Genomic DNA, 22,701 nt, shown 5'->3' on the forward strand with positions numbered 1-22,701 from the left:
TCCGAACAATTCTAATTTATCGTAGTGTTAAAGACAAGGCTGTGATTAATCCCATTTTAACCCGTATATTTCTACAAAATCTACAAAGTAATTTTACGCTCCTCTATAAGCATGAAGCTGCGCCTTTGCCCGTTAATTTGTGCCCTGCTGATACAGTTTGTTCCGTTGCTGGCATTTACACAAGGCAGACCCATTCATTTCCGTCACCTTACTACTGAAAGCGGACTTACAGACAACAATGTCAACTGCATATTTCAGGACTCAAAAGGTTTCATCTGGATAGGTACAAATGGAGGACTTAATCGATATGACGGGCATGAATTCAAGAGCTACCAGAATGAGGAACGCGATAATACCAGCTTGAGTAACAATGCGGTGACGGGCATTGCAGAAGACAAAGCCGGAAATATATGGGTAGCAACAAGCGGCGGCGGGCTGAATGTACTTGACAAGGGCAGAAAGAAATTCAAATCGTTTCTGTCGGACTATCATCATAAGAAGACGATCGCCGGGAATTTTGTCAATCGCATTGCCTTTGACCAAAATGGAAAATTGTGGCTCGCTACCACAGGCGGGCTCGACTGTTTTGACACGGAAACAGGTACTGTACTAACCCAGTATAAATTTAATCCTGCCCATCCAGGTAGCCTGAGCGGAGATAATGTTAACACCGTTTTCTGTGACAGCCAGAACAACATCTGGGCGGGGACTTCAACAGGTTTGAACCTGCTTGATCGGAAATCGAATACATTTAAAAAATTCACTTACCAAAGCGGAAATGCGGCTTCCCTGTCAGGGGACGATGTGCGTGCGGTTTTTCAGGATTCGAGGGGAAATATCTGGGTAGGTACTTATCAGGCAGGACTCAATCTTTATCAACGGGAAAAAGGTACATTCCGCCGCTTTCGGCACGATCCGGGCAACGCGGCCAGTCTGTCGAACAACAGCATCACCAGCATCAACGAAAGCGAAGGCGAAATCTGGATCGGTACCGAAAACGGCGGACTGAATATTCTGGATGTTAATGACTGGACATTCACCACGCACCTGCACGACGAAATTGACCTGAGCAGCGTGGTCGGAAATTCGGTGGACTGCATTTACCGCGATCGCCAGAATAACTTGTGGCTGGGTGTGTTTAGCAGCGGGGTGAGCATTTATAAGAAGAGCAACGGATTTGAGCATTTCAGGCGCAATGCCTCTAAAAACAGTCTTACAAACAACGCGGTACTCTGCTTCTATGAAGACGAGGAGGAGAAGATGTGGATCGGCACAGATGGGGGAGGGTTGAACCTTTTCGATATCAAAACCCAGAAATTTATAGAGGAGCCGCGGCTCGCTTTGGCGAGGAATGCAATCAGCAGATTTGTACTCGCGATTGTACCCGACAAGCAGCAGAAGTTGTGGATTGGTACCTGGGGAGACGGCTTTGCTATTCTGGATCCAAAAACAGGTCGGTCAGAGGCATTCCGAAGCAAGAAAAATGCAGCTAACACATTGTACTCCAACAATGTTTACGCCATTGCACATACAGCTGACAACAGGGTTTGGCTGAGTACATACGGCGAGGGACTGGATGTATTTGATCCCGTGAAAAAGGTTTTCAAACACTACCTGAGTAATCCTGACGATCCTAAGACACTCTCCGATAACACGGTAGACTGCTTTCTTGTCGACAGAAAAGGCAATTTGTGGATGGGGACGGATGAAGGTCAGCTTAACCGCTACGATCCCGCTACTGATTCCTTCACTCGGTTTTCCATTTCGGAGGGCAAGCACCTGTTCAATGGCGCCATTAACAGCATTACCGAAGATAAAAGAGGCATTTTTTGGCTTGCTACGCTCAAAGGTTTGATCCGCTTTGATCCTGCAACCCAAAAATTTAAAAAGTATTCAACCAAAAACGGTCTGATCAGCAATGCGACGCAGGCTATTGTGGAGGATAATCGCGGCATGCTGTGGATCAGTGCATCGGGCGGACTTTCCCGACTGGATCCGCGTAGCGAGAAATTTGAGGTATATCCCGTAGAGTATGGTTTGCAGGGACGCGAGTACAAGCAGAAGGCTGTTTACAAAGACCGGAATGGGAATATTTACTTCGGCGGCGTAAACGGTTTTAACAAATTCAATCCCGCCGCAATCCGCCGCGATCACGGCACTTACCCCATTGCTATTACGAATCTCAGAGTATTCAACAGGAATGCAAGTGCAGTTGGCGCCATGAATATGACGCCCGTGATCGATGGCGACATTTCCGACGCAAGCAAAGTGATCTTGTCTCATGACCAGTCTTTTATCACACTCGATTATGCCGCGCTGGACTTCATTTCCACGCGCCGCAACTATGCCTATTTCCTCGAAGGTTTTGACAAGGACTGGAATTTTGTAGGTAACAAAAACACCGCAGTTTACACCAATCTCCCGGCGGGTAAATACCTGTTCAAGGTAAAAGCGCAGAATATATCCGGCGAATGGGTGACGGCGTCGCAGAGCCTTATCATCAGGGTCAGGCCGCCGTTTTGGGCTACGTGGTGGTTCCGTCTGTTGGGCTTACTCCTGATCGCTGGCATCATTTATCTGGTTTATACCATCCGTGTCAAGTCCATTGTAAAACAAAAGGCAACATTGGAGCGGCTTGTTGAGGAGCGCACGATGGTTGTGCAGCGGCAGACAGAGGAACTGCACGCACAAGCCGACCAATTACAGGCATTGAATGAAGAGCTGCAGGCGCAATCGGAGGAACTGCGTACCCAGACAGAAGAGCTGTACGAGCAACACGAAGAGGCACAGCAGGCGCGGGAGGAAGCCGAGCGGGCTAATCAGGCAAAAAGCATTTTCCTGGCGACTATGAGCCACGAAATCCGGACGCCGATGAATGGCGTAATCGGTATGACGGCGCTACTATCGGAGACGCAACTTACTGACGAACAGAAGGATTATACGAGAACAATCGCCGCCTGCGGTGAAACGCTGGTTAACGTGATCAACGATATTCTTGACTTTTCAAAAATCGAATCCGGGAAAATCGACCTGGAAGACTACGAATTCGAACTGCGGCCGAGTATCGAGGAAATGATCGACCTCTTTGCATTGACAGCCTCCCGGAAAGGAATCAGCCTGCGGTACGAAATTGATCCGGACGTTCCCCATTTCCTGGTAGGAGATAGCCTGCGGCTGAAACAGGTATTGACCAACCTGATCAGCAACGCCGTCAAATTTACAGCTTCGGGGGAAGTGACAGTACTGGCCTACCTTCATTCAGAACCCGACAGGGGACAAGTAGGGGTCGGCTTTACCGTGAAAGATACAGGCATTGGCATTCACAAAGATGGTCTTTCCAGCTTGTTTAAGGCGTTTTCTCAGGTCGATTCCTCAGTCAACCGCAAATATGGCGGTACGGGGCTCGGGCTTGCCATTTGTGAAAGACTGATCCGGTTAATGGGCGGCGCGATCCGGGTCGAGAGTGATTACGGAAAAGGCTCCTCATTCCACTTTTACATTACTACGGGCTATACCAACAAAGTTTCGGATGACCGCAAGAGCCGGATCGCGCAGCAAAGCGATGCCCGGGTGCTGGAAAGTGACTTTTCGTCCCAGTACCCGCTCCGGATCCTGGTTGCGGAGGATAATCAGGTAAACCAGAAATTCATTGGATATGTACTGAACAAACTGGGTTACGAAATCCTGATTGCGAATAATGGGCTGGAAGTGCTCACGTGGCTCGCAAAGGGGCAGTATGATGTGGTACTAATGGATGTACAAATGCCTGAAATGGACGGTTTGGAAGCCACGAAAATCATCCGCAAGGAAAATCCTTCACAACCTTACATCATTGCACTCACTGCCAATGCGCTGATTGAGGACAGGAATAAGTACCTCAGCATCGGGATGAACGATTATATGGCCAAGCCGATGAAGCTGGAAGAGATCAAGGAAGTATTAAAGAAAGCTTTTACCAGGATTCACCAGTCCCGGCTGGACGTTCTCTCCGGCCGGGTTTAGTGTAATCAAATGCGAATTTGCTAGTCCTCGTCGTCGCTGATCAGTTTATACAAATTCTCTGCATAACGATCGTAGGCAATGAAGATATCGGGCTTGACCATAAACTCCCGCGCACCCAGGCCCACGCATTTCTCCCTGGTCGAGGATACCGAGGAAGTTGAGGTAATGATCACGGGGATTTGGGGGAAATTGGCTTTTACTCCTGTGATCACGTCATACCCGTTTTTGCCCGGCATGTTGAGATCCGAAAGGATCAATTCCGGCAGAGTATCGGGTTGGCCGTTTAGCCACTCAAATAGCTGATCGCCGTTGCTGAACTCGCCTATAATGTCAAAACCTTTGAAAGCGTTGAACGCATCTGCCATAAAGAAGCGCTCATCCTCATCGTTTTCAACGATAGCCAGTTTGTACTTCTTCATATGTTTACAATTAAAGATTGTGGGGTCTGTTATAATTAGTGATTGTGGGGTAATACTACAAAAAAGGTCGTTCCATTTCCTTCTACTGACTCGGCCCAGATTTTACCGTTGTGCCGCTCAACTACCTTTTTACAGATCGCGAGACCAACACCTGTACCCGGGTACTCACTTGAAAAGTGCAGCCTTCTGAAAATCTCGAAGACCGCTTCCAGTTTCTCCCGCGGGATACCAATCCCGTTGTCGGTGATCATGAACCTGACCTGGTTATTTTCCTCTGAACACTTCACAGAAATCACCGGCGTGCGGCCCCTGGTAAACTTCAATGCATTTCCAAGCAGGTTTTGAAACAACTGAACCAATTGCACGCGGTCGCCGCGCACGCTGTCTACATCTGACTGCAACTTTACCTTTGCGCCGGAAGCTTCAACAGAATCATTCAGGTTTTGGATAGCGGCGTGGAACAGGTCCGCTACCTTAACTTCTTCCTTGATCAGGTCAGACTTGCTGATATGTGAGTAATGCAAAAGGTTATTGATCAGCTCCTCCATACGTTCGGCTGCGGCGATACCTTTTCCGATGTAGGTTTTCATATTCTGAAACTGGTCCTGCTCCACATTACGCGCCATTAAATGCAAAAAGCTCTTCACAGTCCGCACCGGCTCTTTCAGATCGTGTGATACAATGGCCGAGAACTGTTCGAGCTCTTTGTTTGCAGCCGACAGTTCGTCATTGGCAATTGATAATTCACTTGCTAGCTGCCGGTACCTGTTACTGCTTTCCTGCAAAGCCTGCTCACCGAGCTTCCGCTCCGTCAGGTCGCGGGTAACCTTTGAAAAGCCTGACAGCCTGTTTTCCTGGTCGTACACTGCGGTTATTACAATGTTGGCCCAAAACCGGGTGCCATCTTTACGAAGCCGCCAGCCTTCTTCCTCATATTTACCTACTGCCCGGGCTATCCGCAGCTCGCGTTTCGGCTTATCATTGATAATGTCCTCTTCGGGATAAAAAATGGAGAAGTACTTGCCGATCACCTCGTCTGCGGCGTAGCCTTTAATGCGCTTTGCGCCTTCATTCCAGCTCACGATCCGTCCTTTTTCGTCGAGCATGAAAATACCGTAATCGGCGACCTGCTCTACCAGTGAGCGGTACCTGGCTTCACTGTCCCTGAGTACTTCTTCGTCTCTCAGGCGACTCGTGAGATCACGCGTCACTTTCGAAAAGCCGACTAATTTATTTTGATCATTGAACAATGCAGTCAATACCACGCTGGCCCAGAATACCGAGCCGCCTTTCTTCACGCGCCAGCCTTCTTCCCGGTAAATACCCTGCTGCTGTGCAATGCGCAGTTCGTTTTCTGCTTTTTCCGCGATCAGGTCGGCGGACGTATAAAAAATGGAGAAATGTTTGCCGATCAGCTCGCTGGCAGAATAACCGTGGATCAGCTGCACGCCTTCGTTCCATGTTAAAATATACCCTTCCGGGTCGAGCATGAAGATGGAATAATCCTTAACAGCCTCCACCATCAACCGGAAACGCTCTTCGCTGGCTTTGGTTTCGAGCCAGCGGTTTTTCCGCTCCGTAGTATCGCGTAACAGCACTGTAAATCCGGAAAGCTTATTATCGCCGGCAAAAACAGGGGAGAGCGTGGCCTCGGCCCAATATCTTGTTCTGTCTTTCCGGCGCCTCCATCCCTCTGAAACCCATTTGCCATTCTGAACGGCCATGTTCAGCTCGTGCTGGAATTTGATGGTGTCTTCGTGATCTTCGTCCAAAATGAAAAACGGCCGGTTCTCAATCTCGGTCGCGGCGTAACCTGTGATCCTGCAAGCAGCCTGGTTATACGAAAGAATATGACCGGCTGCATCGAGCAGAAAGACTCCTTCCGGAAGGTTGTCAAACAAAATACTGCTGTTTGGTGTCATGCTTATTGTACTGAATGCAAGTATTTAAATGAACAAAATAGATTACAAATTCCGCTTTACTCCACTTCCGTGCTCGTCTCGGCCACGAGACTTTCCTGCAATGTGAGCCTTACCCTCGTCCGCCGCTGGTCGGATTCCATATACAGCCCTATATCCAGCAGCGACGCAATTTCCCTGATCAGTATCAGCCCGATACCCGCGATTTCCACGGTCTCCGCCAGTTCACTTTCGCCATTGGAGTGTCCGTTTGCATTAAACCATTGTACCAGGAGCGCCGGTACGCTGTTCCCACTATTTTCAAGCTCGATAAGTACCGTCTCGTTTTCAGCCGCCGCTTTGATCCGGATGTTTCCGTTACGGGTGTATTTGTTTGCATTGTCAATCAGGTTGTGCAGCACGATTCCGAGCAAATTGGAGTTGCTCATTACAGCGATTTCGGGATCAATATCAATGTGCAGCGTATTGTTTTTTGTCCTGATAATACCCTCAAAAAGCTCTGCCTTTTCCGCGACCAGTTCCGCTAAATTGACTTCATCAGAAATCGCCAGCTTCTGCTGAACAGGGATTTTGGTAAATTCCAGCAGGTTTTTTACATAGCCAAACATTTTTTCAAGCGACTGATGAAGCTCCTGGCTGTACTGCGCCACAGTTCCATAATCCTTGTTTTCCATCATCCGGCAAATCTCCTCCGAAATAATAACCAGGAAATTGAATGGGCCGCGGATATCGTGTGTAATGGACGCAACAATGCGCGACTGTACGTAAATCTGATGTTCGAGTTCCTTCTGGGATTTTTCGAGAGAAACCAGCGCCTGCTGCAATGCCCGCGTCCGTTCCACGACGGCCTGTTCAAGCAGCTTGTTTTCAATCTTGACCCGCTCCATGGCGAGCCGCTCATTTTCCTTTCGCTGGCGGCGTGCCTCGCTATCCCGTTTCAGGTAATAGGCCGCCGGAATGAGGATAATGCTCATGAGTATCCCGCGGCTTGACAGCATCAGTATCTTAATCCCCAACGGATTTTGCGCAGTCCGGAATGGAAAGTCCTTGAAAATGGGATTGAATGTAAAATAGAAAACGTTGGACAGCAGGCAGCAGCAAAGCAGCGACAGGATAAGACCCTGCCAGCGCGCAAACCTTTGCTGGATGTAATGGATGCTGTACCAGCACGCCAGACTCATTAAAAAGATGACGATCTCCGAGCCGATCAGATTAACCGGGTCCGCCCATTGACCTTCCGAAATGCGCGCGGGCAGCACGAAAAGCGGAATCGAGATGGCAACTATAATACCTGCCTTATGAAGATGCTTGTTCATTAAATACTTGGGATTACTTACTCTACTTCTCCTGCATTTATCTTCACAAACAGTTCCATGACACTTGTAACCTGTGTTTTTTCAAAAATCCTGGCCTTGAAAGTGCTGACTGTACTTCCGCTGATATTCAGCATGTGCGCAATTTCTTTTGTCCATTTCCCCTCAATTAGAAGGTACATGATTTCCCGTTCGCGGGCAGATAGACGCACTACTGCTTTCTTGCCCTGCTGCGCCTGTTCAAGCAGCTTGCTTTGTACATGCTCGCTCACGTACTTATTCCCGTTCATAACCGACGAAATAGCGGCCATGGTTTCTTCTTTTGAGGCTGTTTTGGACAGATAACCATCTGCGCCGGATTGCAGATAGCGCCGCGCATGCTGCTCTTCATCCAGGGAAGAGCAGACCAGAATGGCTGTTGCGGGATGTTTTTCCCGGATCAGCACCGGCATTTGTGTGCCCATGCCGCCGGGAATGTTGATGTCCAGCAGAACGAGATCGAATTGATGCTCACCCATTGCTCGCAGTGCTTCTTCAAAGCCTTCCACTTCATGGATGCTAACATTTTTGTCGAGCTCCTGCAGCATGAGCTTCAAACTCATGCGGATCAAAACATGATCTTCAACAATCAGCACTTTATTCATGAATCATCCCGGCAATGTCTGATTGCGGTTTATGCTTAATTGGAAAAGTCATAACGTAACCAGATAGAAAGTGAGTTTTCTGCACCAAAGTAGTACTAAAATGCAATTTCGCCAACAGGTAAGTTAAGCCGGCTCAAATCAGTGCAATTCGATTCCGGTTTAATTCCTACAACCTGACGGAATACTATCAAATGCCAATTTAAAACTGTTTAATAATTTTCCAATAGAATTCCTGCGGCTAGCTTCTGTTTGTCAGATATTTACACTTAATTCAAAAGCGGTTGAGAGAAATACCCCAACAGATCTTCTATGAAAAAATTGCTACGAACTCTTTCCTTTTTATTGCTTCCATTGCTTTCAGCCGTCCCGCTTTTTGCGCAGGTTTCTGTCGAAGGTGACATCCAGGCATTTGTCACACAAACCGGCGCGCAGGTTACCATCGACAAAGCGACCGGCTCAATTAACTTTCTTCACTTCCCCTTGCAAAACCCTTTTCAGCCCAGCGGCGGCGATGTGGCTTCCAAATCTGCCAATTTTTTCAAGGAAAATGGCAAGCTGCTGGGCATGCGGGCCGGAGAGGACGATTTCCGTTTCCGCGCCGAAAAGCAGGGTAACTTCGGTTTGCAGACAGTCACATTGGAGCAGACTTACAAAGGTGTTCCCGTGTTTGACGGACTGATGAAATTTCACTACGCCGGGAACCTCGGACTTACAACGCTGAATGGTAATTACATAGCTGACATCAAGGTTGATCCTGTTCCCACGCTCAGCCAGGCAGATGCCGAGCGTCTGGCAATCGCCTATGTCGGCGGAAAAGGTGAAAAGCCGGCAGACAGTCCGCTGAGGGCGCACAGAAGCTCCATTTATATATTTCAAAAAGGGCTTGCCCAGGGTTACCGAGGCGAAACTTTCCTGGTTTACGAAGTGGAAGTCCGTGACGATGCCGACCTCCGCGAGTTCCTGTATGTGGAAGCCCACGACGGCCGGTTGATCGAGCAATTTACAGGCACGCACGGCATTCAGCGCACCCTTTATGAACGCAGCATTTCGCCGGCCAACATGAAGTGGAATGAAGGAGACGCTTTTCCAGGTACGCTGGATGTTTGGCAGCGCTCGGAGGTAGAAACATCCGGTTTCATTTATAACCTGATGAAAAATACGTTCGGAAGGATTTCTTTCGACGGACTGGATGCGCCCATGATTACGGTGAACAACAGTCCGGCTATCTCTTGCCCGAATGCAACCTGGAATGGCGTAAGTGCCAACTATTGTACCGGCATCGCAACGGACGACATTGTAGCGCACGAATGGGCGCACGCCTACACGGAATATACAAGCGGGTTGATCTATGCCTGGCAGGCAGGCGCCATGAACGAGGCGTATTCAGACATTTGGGGTGAGACAGTAGACCTGCTTAATAATTACATGGACGATGGAGAGAGTAGCACCGCTGTCCGGACCGGATGCAACAGCTCGACGCGCTGGCGGATGGGGGAGAAGGCTAGCGTATTCAACGGGGGATTGCGCGATATGTGGTCGCCGACCTGTCTGGGCAGCCCCGGCAAAGTGTCGGATCCCGAGTTTCGATGCGGCAATGGGGATAATGGTGGAGTGCACTTCAATAGCGGGGTACTTAATCACGCCTACGCATTGCTGGTAGACGGCGGCTCCTACAATGGGCAGACGATCACCGGAATCGGACTCACAAAAGCCGCTCACATTTTCTGGCACGCCCAATCCGAGTACATGACACGGACTACCGACTTTGCCGCGCAGGCAGATATCCTCGAAGCAGCAGCTTCCGATCTGCTAGGGCAGCCTCTTACCGAGTTGTCCACCGGCACAGCCCCGGGAGGCACCTCGGGCCAGTCGATCAATAACTCGGACCTGACGCAACTTGCAAAAGTAATAGCAGCGGTGGAGCTTCGGCTGGAAGCTTCGTGCAGTTTCCAGACCATTTTTCAACCGGCTCCGGCACTCTGTGAGGGTGCAAAGCCGGGTTTGGCGATTTTTACTGAAGGTTTTGAAACTGGACTAGGCTCATTCACCACAGGATTTGCCACTACTTCGTCTTCTCTTGTCACAAAAGCTTGGGTACAAACAGCAGGTCCTGATGGTCACGAAGGAAAAACGGCATTTGCATTGAACTATGCAGGAGGCAATTGCAGTGCATCTTCTCAGGAGGGTGTAATCTGGCTGAGGAGCCCTCAGATACCGATTCCCTCGGGAACAGCCGGTAACCTTCATCTTGCATTCGACCATTACGTGGCCGTGGAGCCGGGAGCGGATGGTGGAAATATCAAATACAGTGTAAACAAGGGCGAGTGGACACTTGTGCCGGCCTCCGCTTTTACTGCAAATCCCTACAATAATGTCATTCCAAAATACCTGAATCAGAACAGTACCACCCTTAATCCATTGACAGGACAACCTGTATTTTCGGGTACGGACGACGGATCAGTTTCGGGTTCGTGGGGACAAAGTCAGATCGATCTCACTGCGCTGGGGATCCAGCCGGGCAGCTCGGTACAGTTTAGCTGGGAGTTTGGAACTGATCAATGCGGCGGTTACGACGGCTGGTATGTTGACAATATCAGTGTATTTACCTGCTCCATTACACCCGCCGTACATTTTGCCCTGAATGATGCGACGGTCAATGAAGGAGAAGGCAGTACTTCTTCCGGCTGCCTGAATTATGTTGACAAGAAGATCAAAATACAGATCGACAAAGCGCCTTCCGCGCCTGTCACGCTCACATTCAACAATCCGCAGGGTTCGGCAAAACAAGGCGCCACTGCGGACTATACCATTTCACCGGCGTCGGTAACACTGCAAGCCGGCACGCTCTCGGCAGATGTGACAGTGCGCGTTTACAATGATGCCTACGTGGAAGGTGACGAAACTGTGGATTTATCCTACCAGCTGAATGCCAATGGAGGCAATGCATTTGCAGCCAGCACGCAGCAGACTTTTTCATTGACGATCGTTGATGATGACCTGGCTCCGGGTAACTACACGGAGGAGCTGCTGTTTTCCAACTTTAACACGAGTCAGCAGGGGTGGCAGGTGACCAATGGAGGGACCAGTCTCAACACCTGGGCACTGGTATCGCCTTCCAGTCAGGCACTTGATCCTGCCGGGCGGCCATTTTTCAGAGTGATCGGAAATGATGTGGTGAGAACCGATCACGTGAGCGATGAAATACTTGAATCGCCTGCTATCAACACCCAGGGTAAGAAAAACATGGTTTTAACCTTCTCACAGGGCTGGCTGCCTTATGCCGACGGCGTGCCCGAAACGGGAATGGTGGATGTTTGGGATGGATCTGAGTGGCACAATGTGATGACAATCAATGAAGCTTCCGGTGCGTTGGGCAGTATTTTCAACGGAACCCCGGACAATCGAACAATCCAGATCCCGGATGCTTATGCCAATGTAAATATGCGGATCAGGTTCCATTTTGTCGCGCAGCTCAGCTTCCATTGGGCGGTGGACAATGTGAAGCTCACTGCTTCCAATTCCACGAATATACTTACGACCGTAAACAATGGAAACGGTGCCACTGAATACCTCGGCCCGAATGAAACCGCCGTGTTCTATGATCCCGAAAGCGGTCATATTATGGCGAAGATCAAAAACCTTTCGGCGCACGATTATGGTTGCACCACCGTCGAGGTCGACCGGGCTGGCACTGACGAAACTGCCTGGCTGGGAGATTATCAAATCACCAAAAAAACCTACAAAGTGACGCCTGCGATAAACAATCCTTCCGGGCGGTATGAGATCACGCTGTATTACAAAACGGCCGAGCTTCCTACATTTAATGGAGCCGATATCACTTCCATGGGAAAAAGCCCGGGTGCAATCGGGGCTGGTAATGTGGTCGGTACTTCTTTCGCCGAAGTGCAGGTAACTTCCGCTTTCAATACCGATCTTGCCTATACCTCGGTTTTTGATTCCGGCTTTTCGGGCTTCGGACTTTCCGACGCGCCGCCCGCCGGGTCTCTGCCCGTTACCTTGATTGAATTTTCGGGCACCCATGCCTCGGAGGGGAATGTGCTGACATGGAAAACTACTTCTGAGGTCGATAATGACCGTTTTGTTATCCAAAGCGCAACAGACGGTCGCAGCTTCCGGGAGATCGGCACAGTAAGTGGACGCGGCTCTTCTTCGATCACGAATTCTTACCGTTTTACAGATCCGGAAATGCAATTCTCAACTGTTTATTACAGATTAAAACAGCTGGATTTTGACGGTACCGCTACGCACAGCAAAATCATTGCGGTTTCTGCAGACAAAAAGCCGGAGGTTAAGTTCTTCCCAAATCCGGTGAGTTCCGAATTGACAATGGAATTGCCCGATGTGAAAGACAAGTTCGTGCAGGTTTCAGTAGTTAATGCAGGCGGTCACGTGCTGATACCTGAGCATCAAACCAGGTTGGAGAATGGGAAGGCTGCATTAAGCCTGGAAAAGCTTCCCGCCGGCATTTACCAGGTGATACTCAAAACGCAGTCTGGCAGCATCATTTCCCAGATCATAAAATATTAACCGGCTAAAATGCTTACAAACATGGAAGCACCGAACCATAGTTATCTAACAACCTCGTTCGGGATCAGGAGACTGCTTTGTTGCCTGGCCTTGCTTTTTGCATTTACCACAACTACCGGCTGCGATGATCAGGATACCGGGACGAAAAAAACGCAGGAGGTATTCTTTGAGGTAACCTACATCAATAATGCGTGGGGACATCAGTTTAAAGGGTTTTTGATAGATAAGAATGGCAAGATCCAGACCTTCGATAATCCCACGCAATGGATTATTGCCGATCCCCAGGATGGTCTCACGATGCAGCAATTCGTCGAAAATTTAGCAAAAACAAAAGAATCGAGTGTGCAGGTATCGGTTGGTGAGCTTGAACAATACGCCGCAAAGATCGGCTCGCTTGGCAATGCTAACTTTTCCAAGCCTGTGCCCGTGAGTGTCGACGGAGGGATTACGACTTACACAGCCTATCAGCTGAGTGCAGACAGGCAGCGCTACCTGCCTGTGCTGCTCATGCAAACAGGAGACCTGGAAATTCATAACCTGAACCCCGCTGCCCAGGAAACGGCGGTGTGGCTGGCTGGCCTCGCCGAAAAGGTTTATTGATTTCAGTACGCACTAAGCTCCGGTTGCAGATTCCGCATTGCCTGGCGCAGGTGCCGCCGCGCGTGTACGATCATGAATTGTAAAATGTCTCCCGTGGGTAAACGTACCCAGCTGGCAATGGAGAGGGGAATGCGCGTATGGTTTACATTCGCTGCACGCGCCTTTCTGAGCAGTTGCAGCAAGGTTTCCTGCTGTTCGAGGAACTCGGCAACTACCTGGTGTGCGTCCATGGTTTCGGCAGGCAGGTGCTTTTTGACGGCTTTCATTTTCTTCGGGCTCTTGTCCGGATCTGTGAGCTTGATAAGGTACCTGCCCAGCCAGGAGCTTTTGTAGGTATTTTCTGCGTTACCGGTGGCTGCTTTTTCAAGTTCCTTCTGTAAACGAGGCAGGTAGTATGCGCCGTAAGTGTTAAGGTGCGCCAGGCATTGCGCTATACTCCACCCGCCCGTGGCCGAGGGCCGGAGCAGTGTTGCTTCTTCAAGGTTTTGGAAATACTTCAAAGTATCACTGATAAACAATTCAGTTTCTTCTTCAAGCCCGTTGAGCCAGGGCGCTTTTTCAATGGTTGTTGCTGACATTTTCCTGCTGTTTTGTACCATGCAAAGTTGATCAGCCGGTGATTATCCGTTGTTGGTATTTGCCAAGATTTCAGTACCTGATGCTGTTGATGAACTTGCTGAAATTGGTCGGGTCCACACCGATGTAATTGGCCAGGTACTTGTGTGCGACCAGCTGTAAAATGTGCGGACTGCGGTTCAGGAGCTTCCTGAATTTCTCTTCCGAAGAATAGCATTGCAGTTCTACCAGCCGCTCCATTACACCCGACATAGCCTGCGTAATCCCCAGCCGGATCATGGTTTCGATCGCAGGTCTCTGCTGCATTATAGCGTGCAAGTCGGCGTGAGGTGCCCTGAGGAATTCTGAGGGGGTTAATGTTTCAAAATAGTAACGTGAAGGTTTTTGTAAAAACAATGCGTCCACCACGCCGCCGAATGAAGGTGAATACGAAAATACGAGCGTCGATTCGCGGCCCTGTTCATCGAGGTAGTACACCCGCTGTACTCCGCTGAGCACGAAATAGAGGAAGTTTTCAGTTTCTCCCGCGGTAGTCAGCACGGTTTTTCGTTTGGCTGAAAAAGGCTGCCAAATGGCCGCGAATGCAGCCCAGTCGGCTTCGCTTAACGGGTGAATGGCGTCAACAACTTGCCGCAACTGCATACAAAATCAGGATGAGGTTAACTGTCTGTAAATATAGCGCATTTCGAAAACCAGCCATGGATTTCAAGTTGGTCAGATGATAGAAAACCGCCACTGCGCAGTTTCTGCCTAGGTATTCAAAGGCGCGTTATATAGTTTTACAAAAACACCATTTACCTCAAACAAACTGAAAATTGCCCATTTATGAAGACAGAAAAAGAGAAAATGCTTGACGGTGAGCTCTATGTAGCACTAGACCCGGAACTGACGAAGGAGCGTACCGAGGCGCGGCTGCTGCTGCTGGAACTGAACAACAGCCGCGAAGATGAACCGGAGAAGCGTACCGAAATACTAAAAAAGCTGATCCCCAATGCAGGCAAAGATCTCTGGCTGCAACCGCCATTTTACTGCGATTATGGAAGTAACATAATCGTGGGCGACCAGGTATTTTTTAATTTCAACTGCGTTGTGCTGGATGTTACCTATGTGCGCATTGGCAGCCGCACGCTGTTCGGGCCCAATGTACAGATTTACACAGCCACACACCCGACTGACCACGTAACCCGCGCGTCGGGAGTGGAGTCAGCGAAGCCAATAACCATTGGCGAAGATGTGTGGGTAGGCGGCAGCGCCGTGATTTGCCCGGGTGTAAGTATCGGTAACCGGACGATCATCGGAGCCGGGAGCGTGGTTACCAAAGACATTCCCGACGACGTTTTTGCAGCCGGAAACCCCTGTCGCGTAATCCGCTCACTGATCCAGGAATAAGCGCCGCTATTGCAACGTAAACCCTCCACCTTTTGCAACCAGCGATTTGTCAAGAAGATAAAACTGTGTTTCACCTGAGACATCCACATCCAGGATAGCAAGCTGATATATGCCCGGCGCAAGATCATCCTTTCTCAGAAAGGTGTTGAAGCCGGGTTTATAGTAATTGCCCGTTGTCAGTATCTGCTTTCTGGCTTCCACTTTGGCATTCGCATTCATCAAATGCACCGCACCGGCCTGAACGTTTTTCAAAACCAGAAAACGGTCACTCAGCAAAGATTTGCGGAACGGTTCGTCGTTGCTGCCCACGAAGTAGTGCGTCAACAGCTCGGGCCCTTCCGTTACCATACGGGTTACCTTCCAGTCTTCCAGGTACATCTTATCAGCCGTTTTTCCGCCTGCTCCCTTCGCAAACATTTCGTTGAGTGCAGCCTCGCTGATTACAGGTTCGGGAAGGCGGAAGAAGCCTTTTTCATAACCTGGCGTCAGATAGAAGTCTGCATTGCGGGTAATGCTTTTTTCAACCGAAAACATGTCACGGTTATTTTTCCAGTTGTAAACATCGGCGAGGTAAGTCGTTTTCTTTGAGGCTACCGTCGCAGTAAATACATAATGTGCATACATCCAGTAGAAAACGCTCAGGACAGATACGGTGATCAGAACCTGCTTTTTTCTGAAAAATGAGGTGTAATCCAGGAGTATGATGTAGCAGATGACCGTCGACATTGCTGCGTAAAGCTGAAAACGGCTTGCGATTGTTGAGCCTGTCCACGACCTGAACAACGCGATCACCGCACTCGTGATGAAAATGAATGCAAATAGGGATAGCAGCTCGATAGATCCCGGTTTAACGGAGCTGGGCTTATCGAAATAAACCGCCGCTACTTTCAGCGTGAGTACCAGCATTATGCCAACGATGAAGATACCCCATAGCGCAGACCATAACTCTTTCCCTGCCCAAAGCGACATACTTGAACCAATGAATCCAAACAGGGACGAAAGCATGCTGATCAGATCAGTCGGTAAATGTCCCGCCTGCCCGCGCTCGTAGCCGATGAGGTAAATAGCAAGGCACGCGATCATGGAAATCGTAGCCAGGGTTGCCTTTTTGAAATCTTTGAAACACAAAAAGTAAAACACGACGGCAGGAAAAGAAAGTACCCCATTACCATGCGTGAATGTGGCCAGAAAGCAAAAAACCATCGCCAGCCAGAATGTAACGGTAGTCCTGCGTGATGCGAGCAAAATAGCAGTTACCGTAAAGGCAGTCAGAAAGGAATGCTGCATTCCATTGAGCGCCCAGCCTGACACTTCGTGGAACAGCGGGGTGAAAAAAAGGAACGGAGCAGGAATGAAGTAGTAGAGTGGGAGCTTGGTTTTCCTGAATTGGATATAGAGGAAAGAAAAGATGTAAATGACGTTCAATGAGACCAATACAATGTAAAACCTGAAATTCTGGTGGCCTGTGAGCGCATATTCAACCAGCGCGATAAACCGGATTGTAGTGGCTTTGTGATCGTTGAAAGTCAGAAACATTTGATGCAACACAACATCAAAGGAAAACCCGCCTTCGGAAGCAGCTTGTATAAACTGAATGATCAGGAAATCGTCCTGGAATGGGAAATTAACTGAAAAGAAGAGGTTGTAGAGTAAATATAAAGCAATAACCAGGCCGATAATCAAACCTGAAACTAAACGCGGCATACATAATTATTAAAGTGACTAGCATTGTCATGCAATATTCATACCGGGCGGGTTGAGGCTTTCTCTCCACGCGACGGGCGGCAGCTGCGAGCGGCAAACTGCGGGCGGCCAGCGGCCGAAGGTAATACATGCTGAAACAATTCAATGTGCCGGAAATGAAAAAGAGGGTCACCAGTGGTGGCAACCCTCTTTTTCAAAATAGCAATGCTGATATCAATAACCGATCGGCGCAGAGCCTGCGGTTGTAGTCCAGCCCGGATTCTGGTAAATAGGCGAGGTAGTCGCGTCTCCACCGGTGGCTGTAATTGTAAAGTGCTGCGCTGCGATCGGGCTCAGGTAATGCGCCATCGCCCACCTTGTACCCTTATACGAATCTGCATTGCTGCGGATTTCGTGTGGTCTCAGGTAAGTGCTTAATGCCGGATCTGATACCACCGCGTTGTTGGTAGTAGCACCGTAAGTAAGCTGCGCAGCAGTGTACCACGATTTCATCGGTCCCCACAATTTAAATCCTTCCACGTGGTAAGGTGTGTTGATCATCTGGTCCATTGCACGCCATCTTTTCAGGTCCATAAAACGCAATCCTTCCGCCATCAGCTCATTCCGGCGCTCGCGGCGGATATTGTACAGCATAGGGGATACCTGACGGTTTGCAGAATACGATCCCCAGTCCGAGGCTTCCTTCGTCATTTGCGTAGCTGCGACCGTTTTGTCGATATCCGTGCTCACTTTTGCACGCGCCCGGATCTGCTGCCAGTAGCTGATCGCATCTCCGTCGAGCGATCCGTTTTTCTCGTAACAAGCTTCCATATAGTTGAGGTAAGCTTCCACGGCACGGAATGTGATCGATCCCGTGTAACCGTTTCCATTGCCTGCATAAATACCATCGTAAGTCAAGCCTTTGCGGATCGAATAGCCAGTCGTGTATTTCTTCTCATAGCTCGATTCCCAGATCATAGGAGTAGGTTCGATCTCGGTAGCGTGCGAGCCCAGCGCGAGGTTGAGCAGCACATTTTTCTGACCTGGTTCTTTCAGGAAAAGATTCAGCCTGCCGTCGCGGTCTGCTCTTACATTGGTAATGTAATCATCCCCTTTATAGCCACTTCCTGCTGCATAAATCGGCAATCCGTTCGCCATTAAAAAGCTTTCGACCATACTTCTTGTCAAACCGACCGCATAGTTTCCAGCTTGTGCATTTACAGGTACATTGTGCGTAACCAGCGTGCGGTTGTACTGTCTCCAAAGCAACACCTCGCCGTAAGAAGACATGTTTTCCGCGCTGAACATATTGAAATAAGGGTTTTCATTATTGGCTGAAAGAATGATCCCTGTATTCGTTACAAGCGGCGTGCTTGAAGCCACTTCCTTGGAAGCCGCCATCGCCTGAGTCAGGAAATACTCGATCTCGCCTTCTATGCTCCCCGACGGGAAATTGTAGGATGCGCCCTCAGGCTTGGTTGCGCCCGGCCATTCAGGACCTTTGGGGACGAATGCCGTTCCTTTGAAATATTTCAGCCAGGTACCTTCATATAAAGCCACGCGCGATTTCACCAGCTGTGCTACTTTCTTGGAAATGCGGTTGGAGCCTCCTACCGGCGGGACATTCTGCATTAACAAAGCAGCCGAGTCCAGATCTGAAATGATAAAGCGGGCTACCTCGTTGCGCGGACTGCGCTTGCTCGCGGCAACCAATGCAGCCTGCTGGTCAGGTAAGGTAGTACGCAGGATCGGGAAGTCGCCCAGTGCCTGTAACTTTTTGAAATACTCAAATGCACGCAGGAAATATACCTCACCGATGTAATGGCGGATATTGGCGTCGCTGCCCGTAAGCTGACCGTTTTTCAGGCTTGGTACCACGGTTTGCAGGAAGTAATTGAGCTGGAAAATGTTGGTAAAGCCCCAGTCTCCCTCCGTTGACCCAACACGCCACAAGCCGGGCATGTATTTGTTGTCTAGCGCCGGTATCGCCATATTATCGGTGTTCGCGTCTATTCCAAAGGTGCCGAAAGACCAGTTGGCATGTGAAGGAAGCACATCTGTGTAGCGCGCCACGGCATAAGCTGCGAGCTGTGACTCTTCGTTAAGGTAAGAGTCGGGGGTAATGCTGGAAAGAGGCGCCTGATCAAGGTAATCGTTGCAGGACACAGCCACGAGCCCCGTCAGCCCAATCACGAAAGCACTTAATTTTTTATATCTGAGGAAATTCATTGTGTCTGATTTATAAGGTAATACTTAAACCTGCCGAGTAAACTTTTGACAATGGATACACACTTCCGCCTGAGCCTCCGTCGATGGTTTCAGGATCAAACATTTTCGCCATTTTGGTTTTTGTAAGCACATTCTCGCCCGAGAAATAAATGCGGAGCTTTTGAATGCCGGCCTTTTGGGTAATGGTTTGCGGAATGGTATAACCCAGTTGAAGGTTCTTCAAACGCAGGTAAGATGCATCCTGCAGGTACCGCGTCTGCGTCTGCTTGTTTTTGCTGGTTCCGAATGTTGGCCGTGGGTAATATGGATCCAGGTTTTGTCCCAGCGGGTGGTTGGCATCAGCGCGGAAGTAATCGGCATGGTCTACAAATCCTGTTGACCACCAGATATTGTCAGTAGCTCCCCAGAAGAAGTAGCTGCCCTGCCAGTAGTCGCGTTTCAGCACACCCTGAATGAATGCACGGAAATCGAAACCTTTCCAGTCCAGGTTAATGTCTGCACCAATGGTGTACCTCGGTGTGCTGTTACCGATCTTACGCTGGTCGCCCGGGTTGGCAAGGGTGTTTGCACCTGAGTTGATGATACCGTCGCCATTCAAGTCAGCGTACATAATGTCACCTGCTGCCCATTGCGAACCAAAAGCGCTTTGTCCGCCATTGGAAAGAGTTGCCAGGTGGGCGTCCATTTCTTCCTGTGACTTGGCAATGCCGAGGGTGGTATAACCCCAGATATCACCCATTTTCTGACCTTCCCGATAGCGGCCGAGATCATTTGTTTCGTTAGGATATCTTGTGATCGTCGTCTGGTAGTCGGATAGCAGCAAACGTACATTGTAGCCCAGGTAATTTTTAAGGCGATCGTTCCAGGCGATTTCAAACTCGAATCCCTGCGTTTTCAAGTCGGTGTTGTTGGTCTGCGGCACGCCGGTTCCCAGGATCACAGGCAGGGTAGGAGCGGGGCCCACCATGTTGAGCGTCTTGCGCTGGAACCAGTCGAACGAGCCCGTAAGCCTGTTTCCAAGCATTCCCCAGTCAAGACCCAGGTCATAGCTTTTGATCGTTTCCCATGTCAGTGTAGAGCTGATCAGGCCGGGCGCGCTGGCCGTATTTGGCCTGACGCCATTAATCAGCCACGATCCGTTGGCAGTACCTACCGGCATTGTTACGTAAGTCGGGTAAAAATCGGTGGATCCGTCGGCAGGTTTCTGGTTACCCAGCTGGCCGTAGGATGCGCGGAATTTAAGGGTGTTGATAAAGGAAATATTATCCTCGAAGAACTTTTCTCTCGCTACATTCCAGCCCACGGAAACAGACGGGAACAGGTTCCAGCGCTGCTCGGCGCGGTAACGTGACGATCCGTCGTAACGCAGATTGGCTTCAAGCAGGTACTTGCCGTCGTAATCGTAGTTCAACCTTCCGAAAAAGCCGGCTGTGGCCCAGCGGTGGTACAAGCCTGTTACCGAAGGAGGTACAGCGACCCCATTTGCATCGGTACCGCTCGTAGTTGCAATCGTAGGCAGCGAAGCCACTATCACTCCATTACGCTGTGCGCTCAGATTGCGGTACTTCGTCAGCTCGGTCTGGAAGCCGCCCATCAGCTTGAAGAAATGCTTGTTAGCAAGTGTCAGGCTGTATTCCGAGTACAGGTTTGCGTTGAAGTAGTTCTCCTTGTTCGCATATTCGTACACTTCCGAGTTGTTGTTGTATACGTACGGATTTCCATTGACATCGTGGTTGTACGTTTTCTGCACATCCCAGTGACGGAAGTCGTTGCGTGTGCGGTAGTTTACCTCTCCGAAAGTTTTCCAGCCTTTTACAGGTTCAAAAACCATTTGTAATTGCTGGTACAGGAAGTCGGTCTGGTTTCGGTCCTTACCTCCCTCGGCCATTCCCAATGCAGGCGATGGCGAGCTGAACAGGAATCCATTCGGATCGTAAAGCGGCAAAGTCGGCCAACCCTGGCGACCCAGGTCCTGGTAAAAACCATTCGTCAGGTTAGACGGGCGGTTGTAGTCTTCACGGATAAAACGCGTGCTGTAATTCACAGAAAGCTGGTCCGTCAGTTTGGTGTTGATCTTCGCAGTAGCTCCGTAACGTGTGAAATCATCCTGGTTGAAGCGCATCAATCCCTGCTGCCCCATGTAGTTTCCGGAGATATACACCTGCGTTTTCTCGCTTCCTCCACTCAGGCTGAAATTGTGCTCCTGAGACAGTGTTCTTTTCCTGAACATTTCCTTGTACCAGTCCACATTCGCATTGCCGTAGCCGTAACCGTCAGCCCAGTAAGCTGCATTGTTCGAGTTCACGATCACCGAATTTTGAAGGGCGCCACTCTGGTAATCGCGGATCCGCTGTAAATGCTCTGTATTGAAATGCGGCGCGCTGCCTCCATTCTGCCCGGCGTCGTTGAAATACAATGCAAAAGTGTATGAATCCATCATCTTCGGCATCAGTACCGGCGTGGTCGAGCGAAAGCTGTTATTGTAGTTGACAGACAACTTTCCTGCTTTTCCTTTCTTGGTAGTAATAAGGATCACCCCGAATGCGGCACGTGATCCGTACACAGCCGCAGCAGCTGCATCTTTAAGCACCGAAATGCTCTCGATATCCTGCGGGTTGATCGCATTCAGCGATCCTTCCATTCCATCGACCATGATAAGCGGACTGGAAGAAGAGTTACCGATCGTACCCGTACCACGGATATTGATGCTGGGGTTACTTTCAAGGGAACCGTTGTTTTGAGAAATGTTCAAACCTGTAACCAAACCCTGTAAAGCCTGGGTTGCATTACGTACCGGCCTGTTCTCGATCGCCTTTGCGTCAACCGTGGCGACCGCTCCTGTCAGGTTCACCTTCTTTTGGGTACCGAAACCAACCACAACAACTTCTTCAAGATTGTTGTTGTCGTTATCGAGCGCCACATCCAGCGAGTAAGTACCGTTTGCATTTGGGGCCAGTCCGGTCAGGCTCATCTCGCGTGCCTGGTAGCCGATGAATGTAAACACGAGCACTGCATTGTCGGCCGCATCCAGCTTATAAATTCCGCTGGCGTCTGTGATCGTGCCGGTAGAAGTTCCTTTAACGACTACGCTCACACCCGGCAATGGACCCTGAGCGTCTGTGACGGTTCCTTCCACTTTTACTGTCTGGGCATATAAGGCTGTCGACGACATCAATGCGGCTAGCATGAGCATCAACACTCCCGTCCTGCCAAAAAAATGGAGTAGTTTTCTTTTCATTGGTTAGAAATTCGGTTTGGGTAAAAAATTGGGTATTCTGGGAAAAGGACAATTATGGCATTTGTCAGAACAACTACTTACTTAGCAGATGTAAAATGACGTTTTAGCCAAATGGTCAAATAATCATTCGAATTATTCAAA

The 22,701-nt window shown here is 49.6% G+C and carries 13 protein-coding genes; 4 read left to right on the forward strand and 9 right to left on the reverse strand.

Annotated features, from left to right (window positions below; all coding sequences use genetic code 11):
• Positions 1-111: 111 nt before the first annotated feature.
• Complete coding sequence (locus tag AC1XTG_RS07555) at positions 112-4,002, forward strand: two-component regulator propeller domain-containing protein (protein ID WP_484841531.1); 3,891 nt, start codon at positions 112-114, stop codon at positions 4,000-4,002.
• Positions 4,003-4,022: 20 nt separating this feature from the next.
• On the opposite strand, the gene AC1XTG_RS07560 is transcribed toward AC1XTG_RS07555, so the two are convergent.
• From AC1XTG_RS07560 to AC1XTG_RS07575, 4 genes are read right to left on the reverse strand one after another with little or no spacing between them, the layout of a single operon-like run.
• A complete protein-coding gene (locus AC1XTG_RS07560) occupies positions 4,023-4,421 on the reverse strand; it encodes a response regulator transcription factor (protein ID WP_484841532.1) in 399 nt (132 codons plus the stop codon).
• A gap of 35 nt (positions 4,422-4,456) precedes the next feature.
• Positions 4,457-6,343 (reverse strand): PAS domain-containing sensor histidine kinase, encoded by a 1,887-nt coding sequence (locus AC1XTG_RS07565; protein ID WP_484841533.1) that lies wholly within the window; start codon positions 6,341-6,343, stop codon positions 4,457-4,459.
• Positions 6,344-6,399: 56 nt separating this feature from the next.
• Positions 6,400-7,656 (reverse strand): sensor histidine kinase, encoded by a 1,257-nt coding sequence (locus AC1XTG_RS07570; protein ID WP_484841534.1) that lies wholly within the window; start codon positions 7,654-7,656, stop codon positions 6,400-6,402.
• 17 nt (positions 7,657-7,673) lie between these two features.
• Positions 7,674-8,297, reverse strand: coding sequence for a response regulator transcription factor (locus AC1XTG_RS07575; RefSeq protein ID WP_056290398.1), 624 nt, complete (start codon positions 8,295-8,297; stop codon positions 7,674-7,676).
• 309 nt (positions 8,298-8,606) lie between these two features.
• Between AC1XTG_RS07575 and AC1XTG_RS07580 the strand changes: the two genes are divergently transcribed.
• Together AC1XTG_RS07580 and AC1XTG_RS07585 are read left to right on the forward strand one after the other, a co-directional pair.
• On the forward strand, positions 8,607-12,845 hold the full coding sequence (locus AC1XTG_RS07580) for a M4 family metallopeptidase (protein ID WP_484841535.1): 4,239 nt from the start codon (positions 8,607-8,609) through the stop codon (positions 12,843-12,845).
• A 21-nt stretch (positions 12,846-12,866) separates the two neighbouring features.
• Positions 12,867-13,445 carry a hypothetical protein gene (locus tag AC1XTG_RS07585; RefSeq protein ID WP_157474891.1) on the forward strand — a complete coding sequence of 193 codons (579 nt, stop codon included), beginning with the start codon at positions 12,867-12,869 and terminating at the stop codon, positions 13,443-13,445.
• 2 nt (positions 13,446-13,447) lie between these two features.
• Here the strand turns inward: AC1XTG_RS07585 and AC1XTG_RS07590 are convergent, their stop codons facing one another.
• Together AC1XTG_RS07590 and AC1XTG_RS07595 are read right to left on the reverse strand one after the other, a co-directional pair.
• Positions 13,448-14,023, reverse strand: coding sequence for a DinB family protein (locus AC1XTG_RS07590; RefSeq protein ID WP_056290607.1), 576 nt, complete (start codon positions 14,021-14,023; stop codon positions 13,448-13,450).
• A gap of 70 nt (positions 14,024-14,093) precedes the next feature.
• The gene (locus tag AC1XTG_RS07595) at positions 14,094-14,663 is read right to left on the reverse strand and encodes a Crp/Fnr family transcriptional regulator (protein WP_056290391.1); all 570 of its coding nucleotides are present in this window, start codon (positions 14,661-14,663) and stop codon (positions 14,094-14,096) included.
• Between the two features lie 183 nt (positions 14,664-14,846).
• On the opposite strand from AC1XTG_RS07595, the gene AC1XTG_RS07600 reads away from it, so the two are divergent.
• Positions 14,847-15,410 carry a sugar O-acetyltransferase gene (locus tag AC1XTG_RS07600; protein ID WP_056290388.1) on the forward strand — a complete coding sequence of 188 codons (564 nt, stop codon included), beginning with the start codon at positions 14,847-14,849 and terminating at the stop codon, positions 15,408-15,410.
• 6 nt (positions 15,411-15,416) lie between these two features.
• On the opposite strand, the gene AC1XTG_RS07605 is transcribed toward AC1XTG_RS07600, so the two are convergent.
• From AC1XTG_RS07605 to AC1XTG_RS07615, 3 genes are all read right to left on the reverse strand, one after another.
• The gene (locus AC1XTG_RS07605) at positions 15,417-17,114 is read right to left on the reverse strand and encodes a hypothetical protein (protein ID WP_484841536.1); all 1,698 of its coding nucleotides are present in this window, start codon (positions 17,112-17,114) and stop codon (positions 15,417-15,419) included.
• Between the two features lie 213 nt (positions 17,115-17,327).
• On the reverse strand, positions 17,328-19,322 hold the full coding sequence (locus AC1XTG_RS07610; RefSeq protein ID WP_484841537.1) for a RagB/SusD family nutrient uptake outer membrane protein: 1,995 nt from the start codon (positions 19,320-19,322) through the stop codon (positions 17,328-17,330).
• Between the two features lie 10 nt (positions 19,323-19,332).
• A complete protein-coding gene (locus AC1XTG_RS07615) occupies positions 19,333-22,560 on the reverse strand; it encodes a SusC/RagA family TonB-linked outer membrane protein (protein WP_484841538.1) in 3,228 nt (1,075 codons plus the stop codon).
• Positions 22,561-22,701: the final 141 nt, after the last annotated feature.

The organism is Dyadobacter sp. HNCC25DJ183 (assembly GCF_056895175.1).